This window comes from Paenibacillus apis, from assembly GCF_018333295.1.
Lineage (GTDB): Bacteria > Bacillota > Bacilli > Paenibacillales > Paenibacillaceae > Fontibacillus > Fontibacillus antibioticophila.
Window position 1 is genome coordinate 185,346 of record NZ_BORS01000012.1, and the last position, 17,760, is coordinate 203,105.

Annotated in this window: 21 protein-coding genes; 7 read left to right on the plus strand and 14 right to left on the minus strand. The window is 47.6% G+C overall.

Annotated features, from left to right (window positions below; genetic code table 11):
* Positions 1–58 precede the first annotated feature (58 nt).
* From KI362_RS17795 to KI362_RS17815, 5 genes are all read right to left on the minus strand, one after another.
* Positions 59–181, minus strand: a complete 123-nt coding sequence (locus tag KI362_RS17795) for a hypothetical protein (RefSeq protein WP_301629112.1) — start codon at positions 179–181, stop codon at positions 59–61.
* Positions 178–1,302 (minus strand): amidohydrolase family protein, encoded by a 1,125-nt coding sequence (locus KI362_RS17800; protein ID WP_301629114.1) that lies wholly within the window; start codon positions 1,300–1,302, stop codon positions 178–180. The genes KI362_RS17795 and KI362_RS17800 overlap by 4 nt, the downstream gene beginning before the upstream one ends.
* A gap of 152 nt (positions 1,303–1,454) precedes the next feature.
* Positions 1,455–2,543, minus strand: a complete 1,089-nt coding sequence (gene ribD, locus KI362_RS17805) for a bifunctional diaminohydroxyphosphoribosylaminopyrimidine deaminase/5-amino-6-(5-phosphoribosylamino)uracil reductase RibD (RefSeq protein WP_301629116.1) — start codon at positions 2,541–2,543, stop codon at positions 1,455–1,457.
* Positions 2,540–3,343: a GTP cyclohydrolase II gene (locus KI362_RS17810; protein ID WP_301629170.1), complete on the minus strand. Its 804-nt coding sequence runs from the start codon at positions 3,341–3,343 to the stop codon at positions 2,540–2,542. Before KI362_RS17810 ends, ribD begins: the two co-directional genes overlap by 4 nt.
* Positions 3,344–3,362: 19 nt before the next feature.
* A complete protein-coding gene (locus KI362_RS17815; protein ID WP_301629118.1) occupies positions 3,363–4,460 on the minus strand; it encodes an FAD-dependent monooxygenase in 1,098 nt (365 codons plus the stop codon).
* A 168-nt stretch (positions 4,461–4,628) separates the two neighbouring features.
* Between KI362_RS17815 and KI362_RS17820 the strand changes: the two genes are divergently transcribed.
* On the plus strand, positions 4,629–4,970 hold the full coding sequence (locus KI362_RS17820) for a winged helix-turn-helix transcriptional regulator (protein ID WP_301629120.1): 342 nt from the start codon (positions 4,629–4,631) through the stop codon (positions 4,968–4,970).
* A 169-nt stretch (positions 4,971–5,139) separates the two neighbouring features.
* Here the strand turns inward: KI362_RS17820 and KI362_RS17825 are convergent, their stop codons facing one another.
* The gene (locus tag KI362_RS17825) at positions 5,140–6,099 is read right to left on the minus strand and encodes an arsenic resistance protein (RefSeq protein ID WP_301629122.1); all 960 of its coding nucleotides are present in this window, start codon (positions 6,097–6,099) and stop codon (positions 5,140–5,142) included.
* Between the two features lie 364 nt (positions 6,100–6,463).
* Here KI362_RS17825 and KI362_RS17830 point away from each other — a divergent pair, with 364 nt between their 5' ends.
* Entirely contained in the window at positions 6,464–6,835 is a 372-nt protein-coding gene (locus tag KI362_RS17830; RefSeq protein WP_044478632.1) for an ArsR/SmtB family transcription factor, read from the plus strand.
* A 110-nt stretch (positions 6,836–6,945) separates the two neighbouring features.
* Here the strand turns inward: KI362_RS17830 and KI362_RS17835 are convergent, their stop codons facing one another.
* Positions 6,946–9,153 (minus strand): heavy metal translocating P-type ATPase, encoded by a 2,208-nt coding sequence (locus tag KI362_RS17835; RefSeq protein WP_301629125.1) that lies wholly within the window; start codon positions 9,151–9,153, stop codon positions 6,946–6,948.
* Positions 9,154–9,436: 283 nt separating this feature from the next.
* Here KI362_RS17835 and KI362_RS17840 point away from each other — a divergent pair, with 283 nt between their 5' ends.
* On the plus strand, positions 9,437–10,054 hold the full coding sequence (locus KI362_RS17840) for a GNAT family N-acetyltransferase (protein ID WP_301629127.1): 618 nt from the start codon (positions 9,437–9,439) through the stop codon (positions 10,052–10,054).
* Between the two features lie 22 nt (positions 10,055–10,076).
* Here the strand turns inward: KI362_RS17840 and KI362_RS17845 are convergent, their stop codons facing one another.
* Both KI362_RS17845 and KI362_RS17850 read right to left on the minus strand, forming a co-directional pair.
* A complete protein-coding gene (locus KI362_RS17845) occupies positions 10,077–10,955 on the minus strand; it encodes a cation diffusion facilitator family transporter (protein ID WP_301629130.1) in 879 nt (292 codons plus the stop codon).
* A gap of 257 nt (positions 10,956–11,212) precedes the next feature.
* Entirely contained in the window at positions 11,213–11,872 is a 660-nt protein-coding gene (locus KI362_RS17850) for a TetR/AcrR family transcriptional regulator (RefSeq protein ID WP_301629132.1), read from the minus strand.
* Between the two features lie 301 nt (positions 11,873–12,173).
* Here KI362_RS17850 and KI362_RS17855 point away from each other — a divergent pair, with 301 nt between their 5' ends.
* Positions 12,174–13,127, plus strand: coding sequence for an ABC transporter ATP-binding protein (locus KI362_RS17855; protein ID WP_301629134.1), 954 nt, complete (start codon positions 12,174–12,176; stop codon positions 13,125–13,127).
* On the plus strand, positions 13,096–13,806 hold the full coding sequence (locus KI362_RS17860) for an ABC transporter permease (RefSeq protein ID WP_301629136.1): 711 nt from the start codon (positions 13,096–13,098) through the stop codon (positions 13,804–13,806). Before KI362_RS17855 ends, KI362_RS17860 begins: the two co-directional genes overlap by 32 nt.
* A 136-nt stretch (positions 13,807–13,942) precedes the next feature.
* Here KI362_RS17860 and csaA read toward each other — a convergent pair whose 3' ends face one another.
* From csaA to KI362_RS17875, 3 genes are all read right to left on the minus strand, one after another.
* Complete coding sequence (gene csaA / locus KI362_RS17865; RefSeq protein ID WP_212939702.1) at positions 13,943–14,275, minus strand: chaperone CsaA; 333 nt, start codon at positions 14,273–14,275, stop codon at positions 13,943–13,945.
* Positions 14,276–14,420: 145 nt separating this feature from the next.
* On the minus strand, positions 14,421–14,645 hold the full coding sequence (hfq, locus tag KI362_RS17870; protein ID WP_301629138.1) for an RNA chaperone Hfq: 225 nt from the start codon (positions 14,643–14,645) through the stop codon (positions 14,421–14,423).
* 124 nt (positions 14,646–14,769) lie between these two features.
* The gene (locus KI362_RS17875; protein WP_301629140.1) at positions 14,770–15,375 is read right to left on the minus strand and encodes a GNAT family N-acetyltransferase; all 606 of its coding nucleotides are present in this window, start codon (positions 15,373–15,375) and stop codon (positions 14,770–14,772) included.
* Between the two features lie 241 nt (positions 15,376–15,616).
* Here KI362_RS17875 and KI362_RS17880 point away from each other — a divergent pair, with 241 nt between their 5' ends.
* Positions 15,617–16,363 (plus strand): EcsC family protein, encoded by a 747-nt coding sequence (locus tag KI362_RS17880; RefSeq protein WP_301629142.1) that lies wholly within the window; start codon positions 15,617–15,619, stop codon positions 16,361–16,363.
* Here KI362_RS17880 and KI362_RS17885 read toward each other — a convergent pair.
* Positions 16,360–16,881: a GNAT family N-acetyltransferase gene (locus tag KI362_RS17885; RefSeq protein ID WP_301629145.1), complete on the minus strand. Its 522-nt coding sequence runs from the start codon at positions 16,879–16,881 to the stop codon at positions 16,360–16,362. The genes KI362_RS17880 and KI362_RS17885 overlap by 4 nt on opposite strands.
* 30 nt (positions 16,882–16,911) lie before the next feature.
* The gene (locus KI362_RS17890; protein WP_301629147.1) at positions 16,912–17,364 is read right to left on the minus strand and encodes a MarR family winged helix-turn-helix transcriptional regulator; all 453 of its coding nucleotides are present in this window, start codon (positions 17,362–17,364) and stop codon (positions 16,912–16,914) included.
* Positions 17,365–17,458: 94 nt separating this feature from the next.
* Between KI362_RS17890 and KI362_RS17895 the strand changes: the two genes are divergently transcribed.
* The gene (locus tag KI362_RS17895; protein WP_301629149.1) at positions 17,459–17,617 is read left to right on the plus strand and encodes a hypothetical protein; all 159 of its coding nucleotides are present in this window, start codon (positions 17,459–17,461) and stop codon (positions 17,615–17,617) included.
* Positions 17,618–17,760: the final 143 nt, after the last annotated feature.

A 17,760-nucleotide genomic window follows, 5' to 3' on the forward strand; every position in this document is an offset into this window, starting at 1 on the left:
TAATAGAGAAACCCACCTTCGGGTTCCAGCCTTAGGTGGGCTTTATTATCTCTTAAAGTCAATTCAGTGCTTTCTTAGCAATTCGGATATAGAAATTCAATAGGATATTGATAAGAACACCGTAGAAAATAAGAACAAGACTGTAATGAAGCTTCTCGCTAAAATCCTGGATATCGCTCATTTCTTATAGTTCAACACCAGCTTCCCAGCTTCCTCTTTTGTAAGGTTCGTCAAATCCCGATCCATGTCAGGCAGATTGCGAAGCGCTTCAAGCTGCGTGTCTGTTGCGGGCTGGATACGAATTAACTCTTCAAGGTTACCGCCGGCAACCTGCTGAGCGATTTGGCGGTCATCCAAAGCATCGATAAGGCGATACATTCCTTCGATAGCCTTCTCTTCTCCTCCGGACAAACCGTACCCGGAATCCGTGCTTAATAGAAACCGATCCGGGAACTTCTTAATGACCGGGACAAAATCCTCCAGCTCGTATGCGCTCTCCGGATTGAATGCCGTAAAACCGGCAAAAAAGTCGGCGTACAGATTTGGATGCTTCTCTAATAAAGACTCGACATTGTACGGTGAATTATGAGCATTGATATGTGCAAATATGAATGTCGTATCGGGATAGGCCTCGAGCGCTTCCTCCAGTTTGAAGACGGGGGCGCCGTTCGGAGGATCAATATGTAATAACACGGGTACCTTATATTCTGCGCAGAGCTTGTAAATGTCCGGTAAGATTCCGTCCATTGGATCTTTGGTTTTCCAAGCAACATGGGCCAAAGCGGGAGAATAGGTTGAGGCTGCGGCAATTTCCCCGATCCCGAAATACCCTTTCTCCAAATTGTCCCGCACCGTCTGAAGTCCAGACTCGTCCAGAAGATTGATTCCGGAGAAAAATGGAATGAACCGCTCCGGATCTTCCTCATAAGCACCCCAGGCAATTTCGTCCGTCTTGATTGCTGAAGGTTCAGACACATCTCCAAAAAGAACAATTCGGTCGACGCTGGAATGCTCCCAGTTCTTCTGCATCTTAGAATAGGCGAATCCGCTGGCATCATGATTATGCGTGTCGACAAGCTGCAAATCGCCGTACTCGGCAACCAGGTCGTACAGACTTTTCACTTCGGTCTCTGTCGAATCGCTCTCCGTGTCAGTCGCCGCGGTATCAGAAGTAGTGAGAGCTGAGTCCGTTGGAGAAGAAGTCGTCGTGACCGGCATATTTTCAGACGGCTCGTCCATCTTTTTCCACAGGCTAAAAGTAACCATTAAGATAATGACGACGATAACGAGCATATAAACCATCGACCTTTTGGTCATTTGAATCTCCTCGCTTCATCTAAAATCTTTCATAAATTATACCATAATCCATACTTATGGAACTAAGACAAAAAGCCAGCAATCCCATTAAGGATTGCTGACTCATAGCTTCAGAGATAAAAGTCTTTAATTGGAACCTATTCTTTGGAAAAGTACCCCTCCAGCTTCAAATCCGGGCCCAGCATTTCAACCTGCATATCCCGCAAAGGAATGGCCTGATCCATCATACTGACTCCCTGTCCCCCGATAAAGCCCGGGGCCGACGCTCCGCCCACCAGCTTAGGCGCTATATAGAGCACTAATTTGTCCGCCAGCCCTTGGCTAATAAAGGAAGCATGTACCTCGCCGCCCCCTTCTACCAACAAGGACGATATCTCCAGACCTCCCAACACATCCAGCACCTCTGCAAGATCAGGCCGTTCGCCCTGGGTAATAAACACCTTTGCTCCCCGATCCTCAAGCTCCTGCTTCTTTGAGAGATTCGCTTGAGCGCCGGCAAAAATATAGACCGGTGCCTCTCCATCGCCAAGCATACAGGCATGCTCCGGGATGCGAAGCGTGCTGTCGAGCACGATACGAATCGGGCTCCGCCCGCCGGGAAGACGAGTATTCAACTGCGGATCATCCGCAATCACCGTTTGCACGCCTACCAGAATCGCCTGGTTAACATGACGCAGCCGATGTACATCCTCCCGTGCAGCGTCCGATGTAATCCACTTACTGCTGCCTGTGCGGGTGGCAATTTTGCCATCCAGCGTTGATGCAGCCTTGAGGGTGACAAATGGACGCTTGGTGACAATGTATTTGTTGAATACCTCATTCATCTGAGTGGCTTCTTGCTCACAGATCCCTTTTATTACTTCGATTCCGGCGTTTTCCAACAGGGCGACTCCCCGCCCGGACACTAGCGGATTAGGATCCAGGGCAGCAATAACGACCCGCTTTACCCCGGCGTGAATAAGCGCTTCTGCACAAGGACCGGTCCGGCCATGATGCGAGCAAGGCTCCAAGGTGACATAGGCTGTGGCTCCCTTGGCCTTCTCGCCTGCCATTGTCAATGCGTGAACCTCAGCGTGAGGCTCTCCCGGCTTTAAATGAGCTCCTATACCAATAATGCGGCCATCCTTAACAAGGACGGCTCCCACTTGGGGATTAGGCGCCGTCTGTCCTTCGGTTGCTCTCGCATTTTCAAGGGCAAGCCGCATAAACTTCTCATGCTCAATCATGATACATGGTCCTCCAGGATCAATTCCGCCAAGCTCAACTGGCGGCCTTCCCCCACTTGCGCGGCAAGATGTCCTGAGCGCTGAACCTTTGTCTGCAAATATTTAAGATTGAACTCCGATACATCTCCCCACAAAGGCACTCGTCCGGACAGATTCATACCGGATTCCTTCATTGAAGCAAGCTTCTTTGGATTGTTGGTGATCAGGGTTACCGGTCTTTGTCTCAAATGAGCCAGTACTCCGATGGCAGCATCATAATTGCGGGAGTCATCCGCAAAGCCCAAAGCCAGATTGGCTTCCACCGTATCCATGCCTTCCTCCTGAAGCAGATAGGCCATTGATTTGCTGAACAGACCAATGCCTCTTCCTTCATGATTTGCTAAATAAAACACGGCTCCTGCTCCGCGCTCCACAATCATTCTCATCGATTGATGCAATTGATAACCGCAATCACAGCGCTTGCTTCCAAAGATATCTCCGGTATGGCAGATACTATGCATCCGAATCAGGGCATCATCGGCATGTTCGAAGTCGCCATAGACCAGTACACTGGACTGTTGCCCCTCGGCCAAACTCATCGTAGGGAGCTTAGCGATGATATGCTCAGCCATTTCGTCTTCTCGAATCCCCTCTAGTTCATGCTTGCCCAAGGTAAGCCAGTTGTACCATTGAAATGTCACTGTCTCGCCATCCAGATTTACAGGAAGCTTGACCGGACCTACCAGGAATTGAACTTGATCCTTCGTATATACAGGCTGAATCTTATCCTTCAAGATCGCCAAAGCTTGTTCATTTATCATCATATACTGTCCCTTCTCTTTAAACTGCGGAAAATTGATAGGCATACGCTGCTTCCATTTCCAATTGACGGCGCTGAAGCTCTTCAGCTACCGCTCGCCGCTCCTGTACAAATTCATTCAGTTGCCGAAGAGATAAATCTCCGTTAATCAATGAGAAACCTAGTTCTTCAGCCAACTCCTCCGCATCTCGCAGCGCTTCATTTAAACCGAAGGCCCCTGTCGGTGTCATCGTATGAGCGGCATCTCCGATGAGTACTAGCCCCTCTTTTATCCAAGTTACACTTTGTCTGCTGAAAATGTCCAGCAGAACAAAATCATGCCAAGATTGAATATGCTCGCGAACATGATTATCCAAATCAGGAAAGGCCGAAATCAAGCGTCCGATAAAAGGCTCAAAGCTTTCTTTCCTTAGCTTCGCATAGCTGCCCTTGGCAATATTCCATCCGATTTGGATGAAGCCTCTGGCTTGCGTAAATAAATGCAACTGCTGTCCTTCTTCTACGGAAGAACGGATGACTGACTCCCAGCCCTGCGGCGCCGGGATTCGCGCCCACAGCAGATCATATCCATGGTCTGTTGTGACCGTCTCAACACCGGCAAGCTTGCGTACGGCAGAATACCTTCCATCTGCCCCAACGGTAAGCGAGCTGATTATCGTTTTACTTTGCCCTGTCTTTTGGCAAGCAGCAACAATTCCGATTGTTCGCCCACTTTCGTCTGTCACCAGTTCCTTGACCGTGTGTCCAGGCAGATAAGTAAAGGACTCATGGCTCAATGCTTCTTCGAGCATCGGCTTGAGCAAATCCTTCTGCGGAACATGAACACCGACATTCCCGTCTGTCTCTTCAGGAAGCAATGCTCTGGTCAACATCCCCTGCTCCCAATACTCTATCCTTTTCAGCGGCAATACCGCTTCTTCAGCAATCCGTTCCAAGAGATGATGGCGCTCCAATACAGATACGCCGACATCATTCAATATTTCTCCGCGAAAGCGGGGGCCAAGCTCATTCAGCTTCTCCACAAGCGTGACCCGCATACCTTGACGAAGCAGCAGACAGGCTAACAGCGTTCCCGCTGGTCCGGCACCCGCAATACATACTTCTGTCTTTAAATTCATAGGACTTCCTCCTAGGCAGATCACAAATCAAAACCAGAATAATTAAGTTACTTTATGTAAGTTAGTTTATAATCAATACTTTGTTGAGTCAAGTAATTAATTATACTTTGTAAAGGTTGTTGTTTTATGATAGTTGCTGTATAATACTGACCATAGAGGTGATACTCCATGGAAGTACCTGAAGTTTGTCCAAGATTTGAAAGAGCTGTAGATATCCTCAGCAAGCGCTGGACGACCCTGATCCTGCATCAGCTGCTCCCGGGACCACAGCGCTTTGCGGCCATTGAAGGCTCACTGCGCAACCTGAGCGGGAAAGTCCTTTCGGACCGTCTGAAGGAGCTTGAAGAGGAAGGAATTGTTACACGTACTGTTTATCCCGAGAAGCCGGTTCGGATCGAGTATTCTCTTACCGCCAAAGGAGCCGAGCTTGCCCCTATACTAGATCAGATCCAGCACTGGGCAACCCGTTGGATTCAATTGTCTCCTGAAGAGGATCGCCTTCCCTCCTGAGCCTTCTATCTGCTTTAAAGTCAGTCCATTATTCTCCCCCAAAGGAGGCACTCTCCCAGAAACCGTAGTCGGGGGAGTGCTTCTTTCATGGCGCATTCCGAGCTTGAACTTGTGATAGATGCTTGCAAATGAGCCACATTGAATCTTAATAATTCCTAATTATCCTTCTCTATTTGTATAAAAGCTTAGGCACAGCCTTGATATAGATGAGCTCTGCAATGAGCTCTATCATCGTCTGGGTTACAATAACAGCGGCAGCTATGGTTGCCATCTCGCCCGGCAAGGTTAGAGCAAGCGGAAGCACAACTAATGAATTGCGCGTACCGGCACTAAATAGCAAGGCTCTTCCATCCGATGGTTCAATCTGAATTACAGATGCGGCCAAACGCGCAATCAGCGGCGCAAAAAAGTGAAACAGAACATAAACAGGTATTACGGAAATAATCACAGCAAAGTCGTTAATTACCCGGTCAATCTGAGACCCTATCACCAAAAAGAGCACCAGAGCCATAAAGGGAACAGGCAGCCAAGCTGTAAAATCTAATGCCTTGCTTCCAGGCTCGCTCTTCTTCGCCGAAAATTGTAAAGCCAAAGCAAGCACTAATGGAATGAGAATCATATACACAAAGGCCTCAACGAAGGGGCCGATCCTTACAATTTGGGAGGCTTCAGTCCCAATGAACAACCATAGGTAGAGGGGCAGCAGCAGCATTTGAACAACAAACAGCACCGGCGTAGATGCAAGAATGAGCTTTTCATTTCCTTTTCCCAACTGGGTAAAAACAATGACATAATCTATGCACGGAGTCAGAAGCACCAGGCATACTCCAATCAGAACGGGATCTGGCTGCGGGAATATTTTGATCAACAGGAATACAAGTATAGGGATGAGGATAAAGTTCACAAGCAATAACGCCCCTATAAAGCGGCCATTGTGGAGTGCCTCTCTTAACTTGAGAAACGGGATCTGGCAGAACATGCTGAATAAAAGCACTGCAATCGCAACGGAGACAACAGGCTCCAACAGCCCTCCTGCCTTAGGTTGGATCAGTCCGGCAATACCGCCAAGGATAATTGCAATTATGTATACAGGAATTTGATTTTTCTCTAGTCCTTCTCTGGATAACATGCTCTCACTCCCTATTTTTACTGGAATTATATCACAAACACCTCAATATGGATTTCATCGCAGACCTCCTACTCAGGTGCCAATCTTGCTCCTTGCAACCTAATATGTTATTGTGAGGACAATAGCGGCTTAATTGTAATGTTTTCGTTTAAAGAGATTGTTCAAAAAGTCATCTTTTGATCACGAAGTGTTCCAAGGGGCTGATTCGATGTCGAATCTTGCGTTCACCCTAGAAGTCCGGTACTCATGTAGGGTCTGCCTACACTCCGTTCCTCCTTCGTCGGGTTCTCGCAACCTTCTCGGTGCTGAAAAGCTGACTTTTTGAACTCGCATTTTAATAGGCCCAACAGAAAGGTGATTGCCCATGGTACAGCCCATAAAAACCGTTGAAGATTGCGATACGAACTGTTCAGGGTCGGACACGAACCTGGAGGCGGTAAAGACAGAGCTGATCAATGACCAGGCCGCGGTTCAGGTAGCCGACTGGTTCAAGGCCTTCAGTGATCCGACACGGGTCAAAATCATTAGTGCCCTGCTAAAGAGAGAGCTTTGCGTACATGACTTAACCGTGCTCCTTGAAATGGGACAATCCGCCGTCTCTCACCAGCTCCGATATTTGCGCAATCTTAGAATTGTAAAGCGCCGCAAGGTTGGAAAAACCGTCTACTACTCACTGGATGATACACATATTGAGGAAATATTCCTGCAGACCCTCCAGCATACGAACCACGGATGAACAAATGAGTATACGCAAAATACAAGGACTGCCCCTTTGCCATCAAAATGGCTTATGGGACAGTCCTTATTTCATCCAACTGATTCATAGCGGCTCTGTTTAGCAGCCTCTTAATTCAGGTTAGGTCTAATCTTCAATACGCGCATGGCATTCAATACGGCCAGCAGTGTGACCCCTACGTCCGAGAATACGGCCTCCCACATCGTTGCGATTCCGAAGGCCCCCAGAAGCAGGAAGACCGCTTTAACCAGCAAGGCGAACACAATGTTCTGCCATACGATTCTCCGGGTTCTCTTTGCGATATAAATCGCGGAAGACAGCTTCGAGGGCTCATCGGTCATAATGACGATATCCGCCGCTTCGATCGCCGCATCCGAGCCAAGGCCGCCCATCGCCACGCCGACATCGGCCCGGGCCAGCACTGGCGTATCATTGATGCCATCGCCGACGAATACGATCTTCTCTTTGCTTCCCTTACGACGGTCAAGCTTCTCCAGCTCCTCGACCTTATGCTGCGGCAGCAGCTCAGCTCGCACCTCATCCACGCCGAGCTGTCTACCAACCGCTTCCCCTACTGCCTTGATATCCCCGGTCAGCATGACGGTCTTCTTCACGCCCAGCCGTTTCAGTGAGGAGATCGCCTGTGCGGAATCCTCCTTGACCTCGTCGGCGATGACTAGATAACCGGCATATTGCTTATCCACCGCAATATGGACGATCGTTCCCAGTTCAGAAGGTGCCGAGAAATCAATGTTCTCTCTCTGCATGAGCTTCGCATTGCCTGCCAGCACCTCCTTGCCTTCGAACATAACCTGAATGCCGTGGCCCGATATCTCATTGTAGTCAGCAAGCAAGGCTTCATTCAGTTCCTCTCCAAAGGCCTCCCGAATAGACTCTGCAATCGGATGAGTGGAATGCATTTCAGCAAACGCTGCATGACGCAGGAGTTGTTGCTTGGTCCAGCCGTTTTGAGGGTGAATGCCATTCACTTTGAATGCACCCTTCGTTAAGGTACCGGTCTTATCGAAGACAACATATTTGACGTCATTCAGTGCCTCCAGGTAGTTGCTGCCCTTCACCAGAATCCCATTCTTGGATGAAGCGCCAATGCCGCCGAAGAAGCCTAACGGGATCGATACGACCAGCGCACACGGACAAGAAATGACCAGGAATACCAATGCCCGATACACCCATTCCGAGAAGGTTTCACCGCTGAATAGGAGCGGTGGCACCACTGCCAACAAAGCGGCAACAATGACAACCACCGGCGTGTAATAGCGAGCAAACTTCGTAATGAAGTTTTCCGTTGGCGCCTTCTTGCTGCTGGCGTTCTCGACCAGGTCCAGAATCTTCGCAACGGTTGATTCTCCGAATACCTTGGTCACCTCGATGGTCAGAACGCCATTCTTATTGATAAATCCGCTCAAGACCTCTTCCCCTACGGTCACCTCACGCGGTACGGACTCGCCGGTCAGTGCCGCAGTATCCATAGCTGAGTTTCCTTCAATGACCTTCCCATCTAACGGTACTTTCTCTCCGGGACGAACAATAATCAAGTCACCGATCTGCACTTCATCCGGATTGACTCTTTTAATCTCATCATTGATTTTCAAATTTGCAAAGTCGGGACGGATGTCCATCAATGCACTGATCGACTTCCGTGAACGGTTGACGGCGATGCTCTGGAACAGCTCGCCGATCTGATAGAAGAGCATGACGGCCACGCCTTCAGGATACTCGCCGATCACAAAAGCACCTACAGTCGCAATGGACATGAGGAAGTATTCATCGAATACCTGGCCTCTCACAATGTTTTTCAACGCTTTTAGAACAATGTCCCCGCCTACGATCAGGTAGGAAACAACAAACAGAATCAGTTCCAGTTCTCGACTCAAGGCAAATGCAAAGGCTGCCGCACCGATAGCCAGGCCGGCGATCAGCCGAATGATCATGACCTTGGTGTTCTTCGCCCCATGGTCATGGGAATGGCCGTGTTCATCCCCGGCTTCATGGTCACCGTGATCATGCAGATGGGCATGATTATGTTCTTGATGTTGACCTTGCTTATGTTTCAAGTGTGAATGAGATTCGACAATTCTAATATCCGGCTCGAGCTTACGAATCTTTTGCTTAGTCTGCTCAAGAATCTCTTCAGTACGAGCTCCTGATATTTCCATCGTTAACGTTTTGTTCGCAAAATTAACCGAGCAAGCCGCAACTCCGTCAATCTTTTGAACTCCCTGCTCAATTTTCAGGGCACAGTTTGCACAGTCCAGCCCTTCCAGGATTAATTTCTGTCTTGAAATACTCTGTTCCATGTTTATCCCTCGCTTCGAAAAGAAGATTATATATGATCACTTGTTCATATATAATATATTCCTTCTTGGTTCTGATGTCAACAAAGTACGGTGGATCAGAGTAAAAATAGGCAAACTCAACTAAAATAGAACTATCTCTATGGCCCCCTCCCTTCATTTGATAAGCTTTAAAAAGCTGTATTTAGATGAGGAAGTGAGATCATGAACAAGCAGCAGGAACGAATGCCAGCATTTCCACAGGCGGTCATTGACTTTTGGCATACTAAGTGAAGATAATCGAGTGATGATACTGAAGCTGGAACAAGGTAAGACGATGGCGGTCTTAACCCCCAAGATAGCCGCAAAGTCTGGATTGCGTGCGACAAGGTGTTATTCCGAGACAAACTTTCGCCGGCAGCTCCAAGATTGCGGAATTCATTTACATAAAGCTGAAGCGCTCTTCTATTTCACGGAAGCTGAAAAAGAAAAATTGCTTGAGACTGATCTGGCGAGTAATTTACGCCGCTTAACTGAACAGGACCATGAATTGTTCGCTCAGTTTGAGTCCTCTTCCTTAGAGCAGGACCTGGATGACGCTTTTGTAGAGTTGGACCACTGGGCCGTATTTGGCTCTCTTGAACAAAATCGATTGGTTAGCGCGGCCAGTATGTACCCCTGGATGGGCAAAGCAAACCTGGCGGATATCGGCGTGCTCACGCTCGCCCCTTTTCGAGGACAAGGACATGGGCGCAGCGTCGTCCGCTCTATAGCTCAGTACGCCTGTCAGCAGGGTGCTCAACCTCAATTTCGCTGCCGGCTTGATCAGCAGGAATCAATCGCATTAGCTCAAGCCGCAGGGCTTACCCTCTTCGGAACCTGGGAAGTCATTTCTCCCGATTCCAACGAATGGGAGCTCGAGTAGAGCAGATGGACCAATACCGATTTTAAGATTTAGCTGGCTCATAGTGAACATGAACTTCCAGCACCTCGGAGGACTTTTTCAGTTCATTCTCTACGTTGGTAGCCACATTATGGGCCTCATGGAATTCCAGGTCGCCCCTGACCGACAGCACGACGTCCACTACCGCATTGCTGCCGTAATTCCGCGCTCTGACCTCCTTGACCTCCTCCACGCCCTGAACCTGGCTCACCGTGTCCTTGAAGGCCTCGATCGCACTTTCATCGAACCCGTCAGATAGATGATGCGACGCTTCCCGGAAAATATCCCACGCCGTTTTACAAATCATAATCCCGACGGCAATCGCCGTTACCGGATCCAGCCATGGAAGACCGAATTGGGACCCGACAATCCCGATCACAGCGCCAACACTGACCAGGGCATCCGAGAAGTTATCCTTAGCGGCAGCCATGACGGCTTGGCTGTTGATCTTATCTGCGAGCTTTTTGTTGTAGCGATAGACAAAATACATCACCGCCGCACAGAACAGCCCTGTCCATACAGAGATCAAATCCGGAGATTCATGCTTGCCTTCGAAGACAGAGAATATGGCATTGAACAAAACCTGCAGTCCGACGGCCATCATGATAAAGGAAGCGATTAATGAAGCGATCGTCTCGGATTTCCAATGGCCATACGGATGATCCTGATCCGCAGGACGCTGGGCATACTTCAGGCCAATCAGAACAGCGATAGAAGCTATAATATCTGTTGCATTATTCAAGCCGTCGGCCCGAAGCGCTTCTGAGCCAGACAGGTTCCCGATAATTAATTTCAGAGCCGAAAGACAAATATAAGCAATAATGCTTACAATGGCTCCCCGCTCTCCCATTTTCAATTTTTCATACCGCTGCTGCTGTTCCATTCTCGCTTCTCCCTCCGCTCAACATTGCATGTTCCATACTATCAGACACAATTTGAGTGGGTCTAGAGAAACGTTTTTTTACTAGGGACGAAATATGTCTCTGGTCAAAGAAGGTTGCATCAGGTAAAAATATTACCATTGTTAGTACGGCGGATTGAAGCCCAAACCAAAATACTCCTGCCAATTCGTGCTGACTGGAAGGATACAAGCCGTTTCTGTGATCCCCACCTGTCTTTTAACATTAAGCAAAATCGCGATCAGTGTGATGGTTGATTGCTGTTTTGAACGGTACGTGGTCCATAAGCGCAAAGAAAGACGCGCACGCCTTCAGTGATAATACGTTTGGTTTGTTCCTCCTCTAGTGTCCCGGTTTTTCTCGGTTGATTAAATACCAATAAAAACGTTAATGCTTCGAAGTGCTTTGCAGCCATTTTAGGATCGATCACATTAAGCAATCCGTTTTGTCCAAACTCTGTAAACTTCCTGATAATCCCCTCTTCAGTTGCGCTATCCAGCCTTTCAAAAAATGAGTCTGGCAGGTTGGCGGCTTCCACCATAACCAGACGGATCAGAGCAAAGTAGTCGGCCGAACCGTTCGCAGAAGCTATGATCTGCAGACAAAATAAGATGAGCGCCTGCTCCAGATCCTCGAATTCCCGGAGGTGGTCTGAAATCCCTTGCTCGATCATGTCCAGAACCGCCGAACTGGATTCTTCCACAACAGCAAGCAGCAGGTTCTGTTTGTCGCCATAATAATCATAAACTGTCCGTTTGGATACTCCCGCTTTAGCTGCGACCGCATCGACGCTGGAACGATCAAACCCATCCGAAAGAAACAGGTCCCGTGCCGCGGCAATAATTTTAGCACGTTTGTCTGAAGAGCCTTTGCGGATTTTCTTGTTTTCCGTATTATCCATTCTTACTTTCCCCCTTGTAGGTATACCATCAGAAATCGGTTAGAGTTCCGCTTTACAAATTACACTACACGGTGTAGTATAGCTTTTGTAGCATATCAAATCAATGATAAGGAGGATTCTATCCGAGAATACCATGCCGTCTTTTATTGATGTTCTCATTTGTCGAGGCCGTTCACTACATTATTGACACAGTGTTGTAGATTTGCCTGTTCGTTATTATACCGCAGATGACAGGAGTGTGGACAAACCGGTACTTTTAATGAACTAAATTTAAATTGATGATACAGGAAGGACTGTTTCTATGGAGGAAATTATTCGAACCGTTAACCTGACAAAGAAATACGGAGATAAAGTCATTGTAGATCGCGTTTCGATTTCCGTTAAAAAAGGAGAAATCTATGGATTCCTGGGGTTGAATGGCGCAGGGAAAACGACAACCATTCGAGCTCTTCTCGGAATGAGTAAGCCTTCTTCCGGAGAAGTGTATTTGTTTGGTCAGCGCTGGGCGAATGGGAATCCCGATTTGTCGAGACGAGTAGGTTATATGGTGGAAGTTCCTTATGCCTACCCTAACTTTACGGTTAGGGAGAACTTGAGTTTGATGGCCAGGTTGCGAGGATTACCGATTCCGAGGGCGGTTGACGAGATTATGGAGCAATTGAATTTGACTCAATATGCGGATAGTAAGGCAAGTGATTTGTCACTTGGTAACGCGCAGAAACTTGGATTGGCCAAAGCGTTAATTCATAAGCCCGACGTTCTGATTCTTGATGAGCCAACGAATGCGCTTGATCCAGCCGGAATTGTCGAGATAAGGGAAATGCTGAAGGCTCTAGCTGCTCAACAAGGGGTTACCGTGTTTATATCGAGCCATATCCTTGAGGAAATGTCCAAAATGGCTTCTCGTATCGGCATTATTCACAAAGGCGTATTGCTTGAAGAGCTGACGGCAAAAGACTTTGAAACCATCCGCCGAAAGCAGTTGATGATCGGAACGAAGGATGCCCGGAAGGCTCAAGCTATTCTTTCAGACTCCGGGTATGCGGTACATTCGACTTCGAATAACTTCCTTGCACTACCGGATGATCATGCCGTGAAGCATCCCGAACATATTGCGAGATTGCTTGCTCATCATGAAGTGCCGCTAACCATGCTAAATATTGAAGAAGAGAATTTGGAACATTATTTTCTCAAAGTAATCGGAGCTGAGGAGGGAAAACCGAATGAGACCATTGTTGACAGCCTGCAGCGTTGAAGTTTACAAATTGCGTCGATCCTTTGTTCTATGGGGCACGCTTCTGTTTATATTGTTCGTCATCACATTGTTCTTAGGACAGCCCGATTTACCTTCTTTTCTTGAACGGACTGCGTTTTTGTATTCATCCGTGTTTGGGCTGCTGGGGTTTGGATTGGTGACAAGCTGGACATTTGGCCGTGAGTATTCTGATCAGACGCTCAAGGATTTGCTCGTGTTGCCCATATCGCGCGGGAAAATAGCGATTGCCAAATATGTCGCAGTTATATTCTGGTGTTTTGTAATGATGTTGATCGGCTTTGCTTATGCCTTGGTTCTTGGTTTAGCTATTGGACTTCCTGGTTTTTCGTTTGCGATTGTACAACATTATTTGTTCCTCATACTTATCATTGGCTCTCTCCACCTACTATTAACTGCCCCTCTTGCCTTGTTGGCCTGTATATCGCGCGGTTATCTGGTGCCGATCGGCTTTGCTTTTACAACTTTGATGCTGGCGCTGGTATTCGGGCCTACTGCCATTGGCACGTATCTGCCCTGGTCTGTACCTTCTTTGCATTTGAATGAACACGGCGCTGCATTATTCCCTTTGGCAGGCATCAGTTATTTTCTGGTATTTTTAATTGGACTGGCAGGCTTCATTGGAACGGTTAAATGGTTGCAAAACAGGGAGCAACGATGATTTGCCAGAAAACACTTCTGCATAGAAATACATTTGGAAGAATAATAATCGACAAAATCAGTGTATCGTATCCAAGGATGCGCCCCGTTTACACCCGGGCGCATCCGTTCAAAATTAGAACGTATACGGCTTGCTTTTAAGCGATGGGGGTTCCGTCCGGCAATGCCATATCCGGCTTCAATAGAATCACATCGCCTTGCTCAGGCACTCCTCCCAGCACTAATACCTCCGACTTGAAGCCTGCGATCCGTCTTGGAGGAAAATTAACAACGCAAACAACTTGCTTGCCGATGATCTCCTCTGCCCGGTAGCGTCTCGTAATTTGCGCACTGGAGCCTTTCAATCCGATGTCGGGTCCCAGATCAATTTCAAGCTTGATCGCCGGTACCCTGGCCTCTGCAAAGAACTCCGCCTTTCTAATCGTTCCCACGCGTATATCAAGCTTCAAGAAATCCTCGATCGTTGCCATCTCTCATTCTCCTCTTCTCTGATTTGTTCTTGGACCAAAAATAAATTCCAACGCCGATCAGCGTCATCATCCCGCCTATAGCCAGAGAAATGAGCCGATATGATAAAAACAGCAGAGGATCATGAAGATCTCCTGCTGTTTCCTTTTACTTGTTGGCCAAAATGGTGGAAATGGCGTGCTTATAAATCAAGCTCTGCTTCCCGGCAGAAGTACGAACCAATACGACAAATCTGTCATACGCTTCGATGAATCCTTTCACAGGAACGCCATTCGTTGTAATAATCGTACACTCAAGCTGTTTTTTTCTCAGATCGTAGAGCTGACTTTCCTGCCCAAGCTCATTTTTCTTTTCATTCTCGTTATTCGTCATGTTATCCCTCTTTCTCTCTAATAGGATTTTGTACGACCTACTCTAATGGGTTATCGCTTTTTTAGTATAGCACAAGACGGTTCAGGATTAGAAAAATTCGCTTTAGAGCTTTCAAGGTTGTATTCTATCCCCTGACCCGTCTCATATACCATCTTTCGTTAAAGCCGCCCTTTTTATCGAAAAATCCCGCCTTTTTGCGCTTGAATACAGTGAATCCGAGCCGTTCATACAGCCGGAATGCGCTCACGTTTGTATCCACGACCTCCAGCAGGAATTCTTTATACTCTAAATGCTCGAACAAATATTGTATCAGCGCAGTGGCTACCCCCTGCCCTCTTGCTTCCTCCGAAGTTGTGACAGACTCAATATAGCATTGTTCATGTTTCAGATTAATAGGTTTTTCCAGTTCCTTTTTCAAAAAGTAATAAACCAGACTTCCTTTCCAAAAACCGAATTCCTGCTGCAATATACTTTTATTAAAAGCATGAGAACGTCCTTTTCTGCTCGACACAGCCAGCAATCCTAACACATTCCCGTCCTGCAGGGCTACATAATAATGCTCTTTTAAAAACGAATGCTTGAAAGCGTCGGCACAAGTCTCCAGGCCCACCTTCATTAGATCAGCTGCCTGCTTAAAGAAGCCCTCCACGAACAACTGTACAGTCTGATTCAGCAGACGGTCATCTAGCTCGGCCAAATTCGAGATCGTATAGCGATGCTCTCGATTCATACACGGACCCCCTTTCTTCAATTGCTAACAACTGTCGCAAAAATTCATATTAATTATTATAGCTTGTTAGCCGCTCACCCGACCCCGCCTGAAGAATGAATTCACTTGATACCCAGGACGGATTTGGTGAGCAGCGCCCGTCCCTGGACCATAGTCGAGGTCCATAAACCTGCTGCAGTCTGTGTTATATTCCGGACTGATTTGTTACAATATGACAAAGTCTTTTGGAGGAGCGATGCTTATGAACTACGAACAAAAAGTGCTGAGGGATATTACCGAGTGGGAGCTTAAGATGTTTAAACCGCCCGGATGGCTGGAAAAAACATCGAAAACGATCGGCAGCCAGATCAATCAATGGCTTCCTCCGAAGGTGCATGAAGTAATTACGACAACTATTCGCACGATTGTGCGTACGGCCCTGTTCGGGGCCGAATATACGCCCGGGCGTCCGGTGCGGTTCACTCCTGAGCTGGAGGCAGCCGACGAAGAAGCGAAAGAACTGTTCGCCCTGTATCAGAAAATCGCAGTAGCCGAAGGAGCCGGCACGGGAGCCGGCGGGATTATGCTAAGTATGGTGGACTTCCCCGCTCTAATTGCGATCAAGATGAAATATCTGTTCGAGCTGGCTCATGTCTATGGCTACGATACGAAGCATTTCTCGGAGCGGGTATTTATTCTTAAAGTGTTTCAAATGACCTTCTCAGGGACGGAAAACCGTGCAAGGCTGCTGGATTCCATCAAGCATTGGCATATTGAAAAGGAGCAATGGCTTTCCGACGCCGAATATTCTCACCAAATGGACTGGGAGACCTTCCAGCTGGAGTACCGCGATGCCATCGACTTCAAGAAGATGCTGCAAATGGTACCGGGAATCGGTGCGGTTGCCGGCGCATGGGCGAATTACACTATCCTGGAGGAGCTGCGCGAATTCGCCATGAACGCTTATCGGATTCGGAGACTGCATGATGACTACGCGTTGTGGGACTAACCTTCCATGAGCTTCACCAAAATATAATCTCTTTGCTTCTCATCACCCATATAGAAGGAATGAGCTCCGGTTTGAGTGAATCCCCATTTTTGATAGAACGCAATGGCCCGCTCATTTTTCTCCCACACGCCCAGCCAGAGCTTTTCCTTCTGCTCTTCCTTGGCAATGTCTATGGCTAGCTGGATCAGCGTTTTGCCGAAGCCCAGTCCCTGAAAGGCCGTACGGACGTAAATTCGTTCAATCTCCAGCGATGCAGGACCCATATTTTCAGATTGGGCTTCCTCTCTATTCAGCTTTAAATACCCTGCCGCCTCTTCTCCTGCATAGACAAAATAGAATGTGGAATGGGCCTGGGCCAATTCACGAGCAAGCTGGTCTCGGTTGAACGCTCGATTCATATAGGCGGCCATATTTTCAGGCGTGTTCTGATGCTTAAATGTGTCGTTAAAGGTTTCAATGCTGATGGCTTGAAGCAAGCTTAGATCATCCATCGTACAGGTTCTTAGGGTTGTATTCATCGTGCCCTCTCCTTCTAATTATTAATGCCATTAATATTGTCGTTTATTTCCCTTCTTCACAAAGATCCAATCCTTTTCGACATTCACTCGAACCCGCCGCAGTAATCGCAGCAGGGTATTCACTTCCTCAGGCGATAGGCCTTCCAGAGCCACAGCGTTCGAGTGCTCCCCTTCTCTCTTGAGGATGGGATATACTTGATTCCCTTTTTCAGTTGGGAATAATCTCTTTATTTTTTTATTCGTTTCATCATCTCTTTTTTGAATAAAGCCCTGGGCTTCAAGCTTTTGGATCGCCCGTGCCGCGGTTGTCCGGTCCACCATGATCATCTCTGCGAGCTTCTCCTGAATGATGCCGGGATGCTCGTAAATCCGGACAAGATATAAATATTGCCCCTTGGTAAGGTCCATCTCCTTGAATTCTATATTGCTTATAGAGTCTAACGCTCTTGCAATCATTCCTACCTCGCGAAGAATTTCCTTCATGTCATCCCCTGCCCAATTATTTTGTTGTATTTACAACAATAATAACCGATATACTTGAATAAAACTAGAGGAAAGTGAGCGAATCCAATACGATGTGCTGAACGGATCATGCGAGCATATCTCGGCGCATTATGAAGGGCAGCCTGTGGGCACAGCCAGAATTCGGATTTTTGAAGGCATCGGCAAGCTGGGCTACCAGACTTCCTCGGATGAATTTATCGAGGACGAGATCCCTCATTTACTCAGGATATAAAAGCTGGCCGCAATCAAATCAGCACCACCCGTATAACGGGTGGTTTGCTCTGCGGCTGAAAGCCTTTGTTACTGGCCAGCCCTGAAAGGGCACTGAATGATCCGCCAACCGCACTACTTTTTTAGCTACCCCTAAAGGGGTTG

Coding starts and splice junctions, on each gene's coding strand:
- KI362_RS17795 (WP_301629112.1), bottom strand. CDS start 181: ATGAGCGATATCCAGGATTTTAGCGAGAAGCTTCATTACAGTCTTGTT.
- KI362_RS17800 (WP_301629114.1), bottom strand. CDS start 1,302: ATGGTTTATATGCTCGTTATCGTCGTCATTATCTTAATGGTTACTTTT.
- ribD (WP_301629116.1), bottom strand. CDS start 2,543: ATGATTGAGCATGAGAAGTTTATGCGGCTTGCCCTTGAAAATGCGAGA.
- KI362_RS17810 (WP_301629170.1), bottom strand. CDS start 3,343: ATGATAAATGAACAAGCTTTGGCGATCTTGAAGGATAAGATTCAGCCT.
- KI362_RS17815 (WP_301629118.1), bottom strand. CDS start 4,460: ATGAATTTAAAGACAGAAGTATGTATTGCGGGTGCCGGACCAGCGGGA.
- KI362_RS17820 (WP_301629120.1), top strand. CDS start 4,629: ATGGAAGTACCTGAAGTTTGTCCAAGATTTGAAAGAGCTGTAGATATC.
- KI362_RS17825 (WP_301629122.1), bottom strand. CDS start 6,099: ATGTTATCCAGAGAAGGACTAGAGAAAAATCAAATTCCTGTATACATA.
- KI362_RS17830 (WP_044478632.1), top strand. CDS start 6,464: ATGGTACAGCCCATAAAAACCGTTGAAGATTGCGATACGAACTGTTCA.
- KI362_RS17835 (WP_301629125.1), bottom strand. CDS start 9,153: ATGGAACAGAGTATTTCAAGACAGAAATTAATCCTGGAAGGGCTGGAC.
- KI362_RS17840 (WP_301629127.1), top strand. CDS start 9,437: ATGATACTGAAGCTGGAACAAGGTAAGACGATGGCGGTCTTAACCCCC.
- KI362_RS17845 (WP_301629130.1), bottom strand. CDS start 10,955: ATGGAACAGCAGCAGCGGTATGAAAAATTGAAAATGGGAGAGCGGGGA.
- KI362_RS17850 (WP_301629132.1), bottom strand. CDS start 11,872: ATGGATAATACGGAAAACAAGAAAATCCGCAAAGGCTCTTCAGACAAA.
- KI362_RS17855 (WP_301629134.1), top strand. CDS start 12,174: ATGGAGGAAATTATTCGAACCGTTAACCTGACAAAGAAATACGGAGAT.
- KI362_RS17860 (WP_301629136.1), top strand. CDS start 13,096: ATGAGACCATTGTTGACAGCCTGCAGCGTTGAAGTTTACAAATTGCGT.
- csaA (WP_212939702.1), bottom strand. CDS start 14,275: ATGGCAACGATCGAGGATTTCTTGAAGCTTGATATACGCGTGGGAACG.
- hfq (WP_301629138.1), bottom strand. CDS start 14,645: ATGACGAATAACGAGAATGAAAAGAAAAATGAGCTTGGGCAGGAAAGT.
- KI362_RS17875 (WP_301629140.1), bottom strand. CDS start 15,375: ATGAATCGAGAGCATCGCTATACGATCTCGAATTTGGCCGAGCTAGAT.
- KI362_RS17880 (WP_301629142.1), top strand. CDS start 15,617: ATGAACTACGAACAAAAAGTGCTGAGGGATATTACCGAGTGGGAGCTT.
- KI362_RS17885 (WP_301629145.1), bottom strand. CDS start 16,881: ATGAATACAACCCTAAGAACCTGTACGATGGATGATCTAAGCTTGCTT.
- KI362_RS17890 (WP_301629147.1), bottom strand. CDS start 17,364: ATGAAGGAAATTCTTCGCGAGGTAGGAATGATTGCAAGAGCGTTAGAC.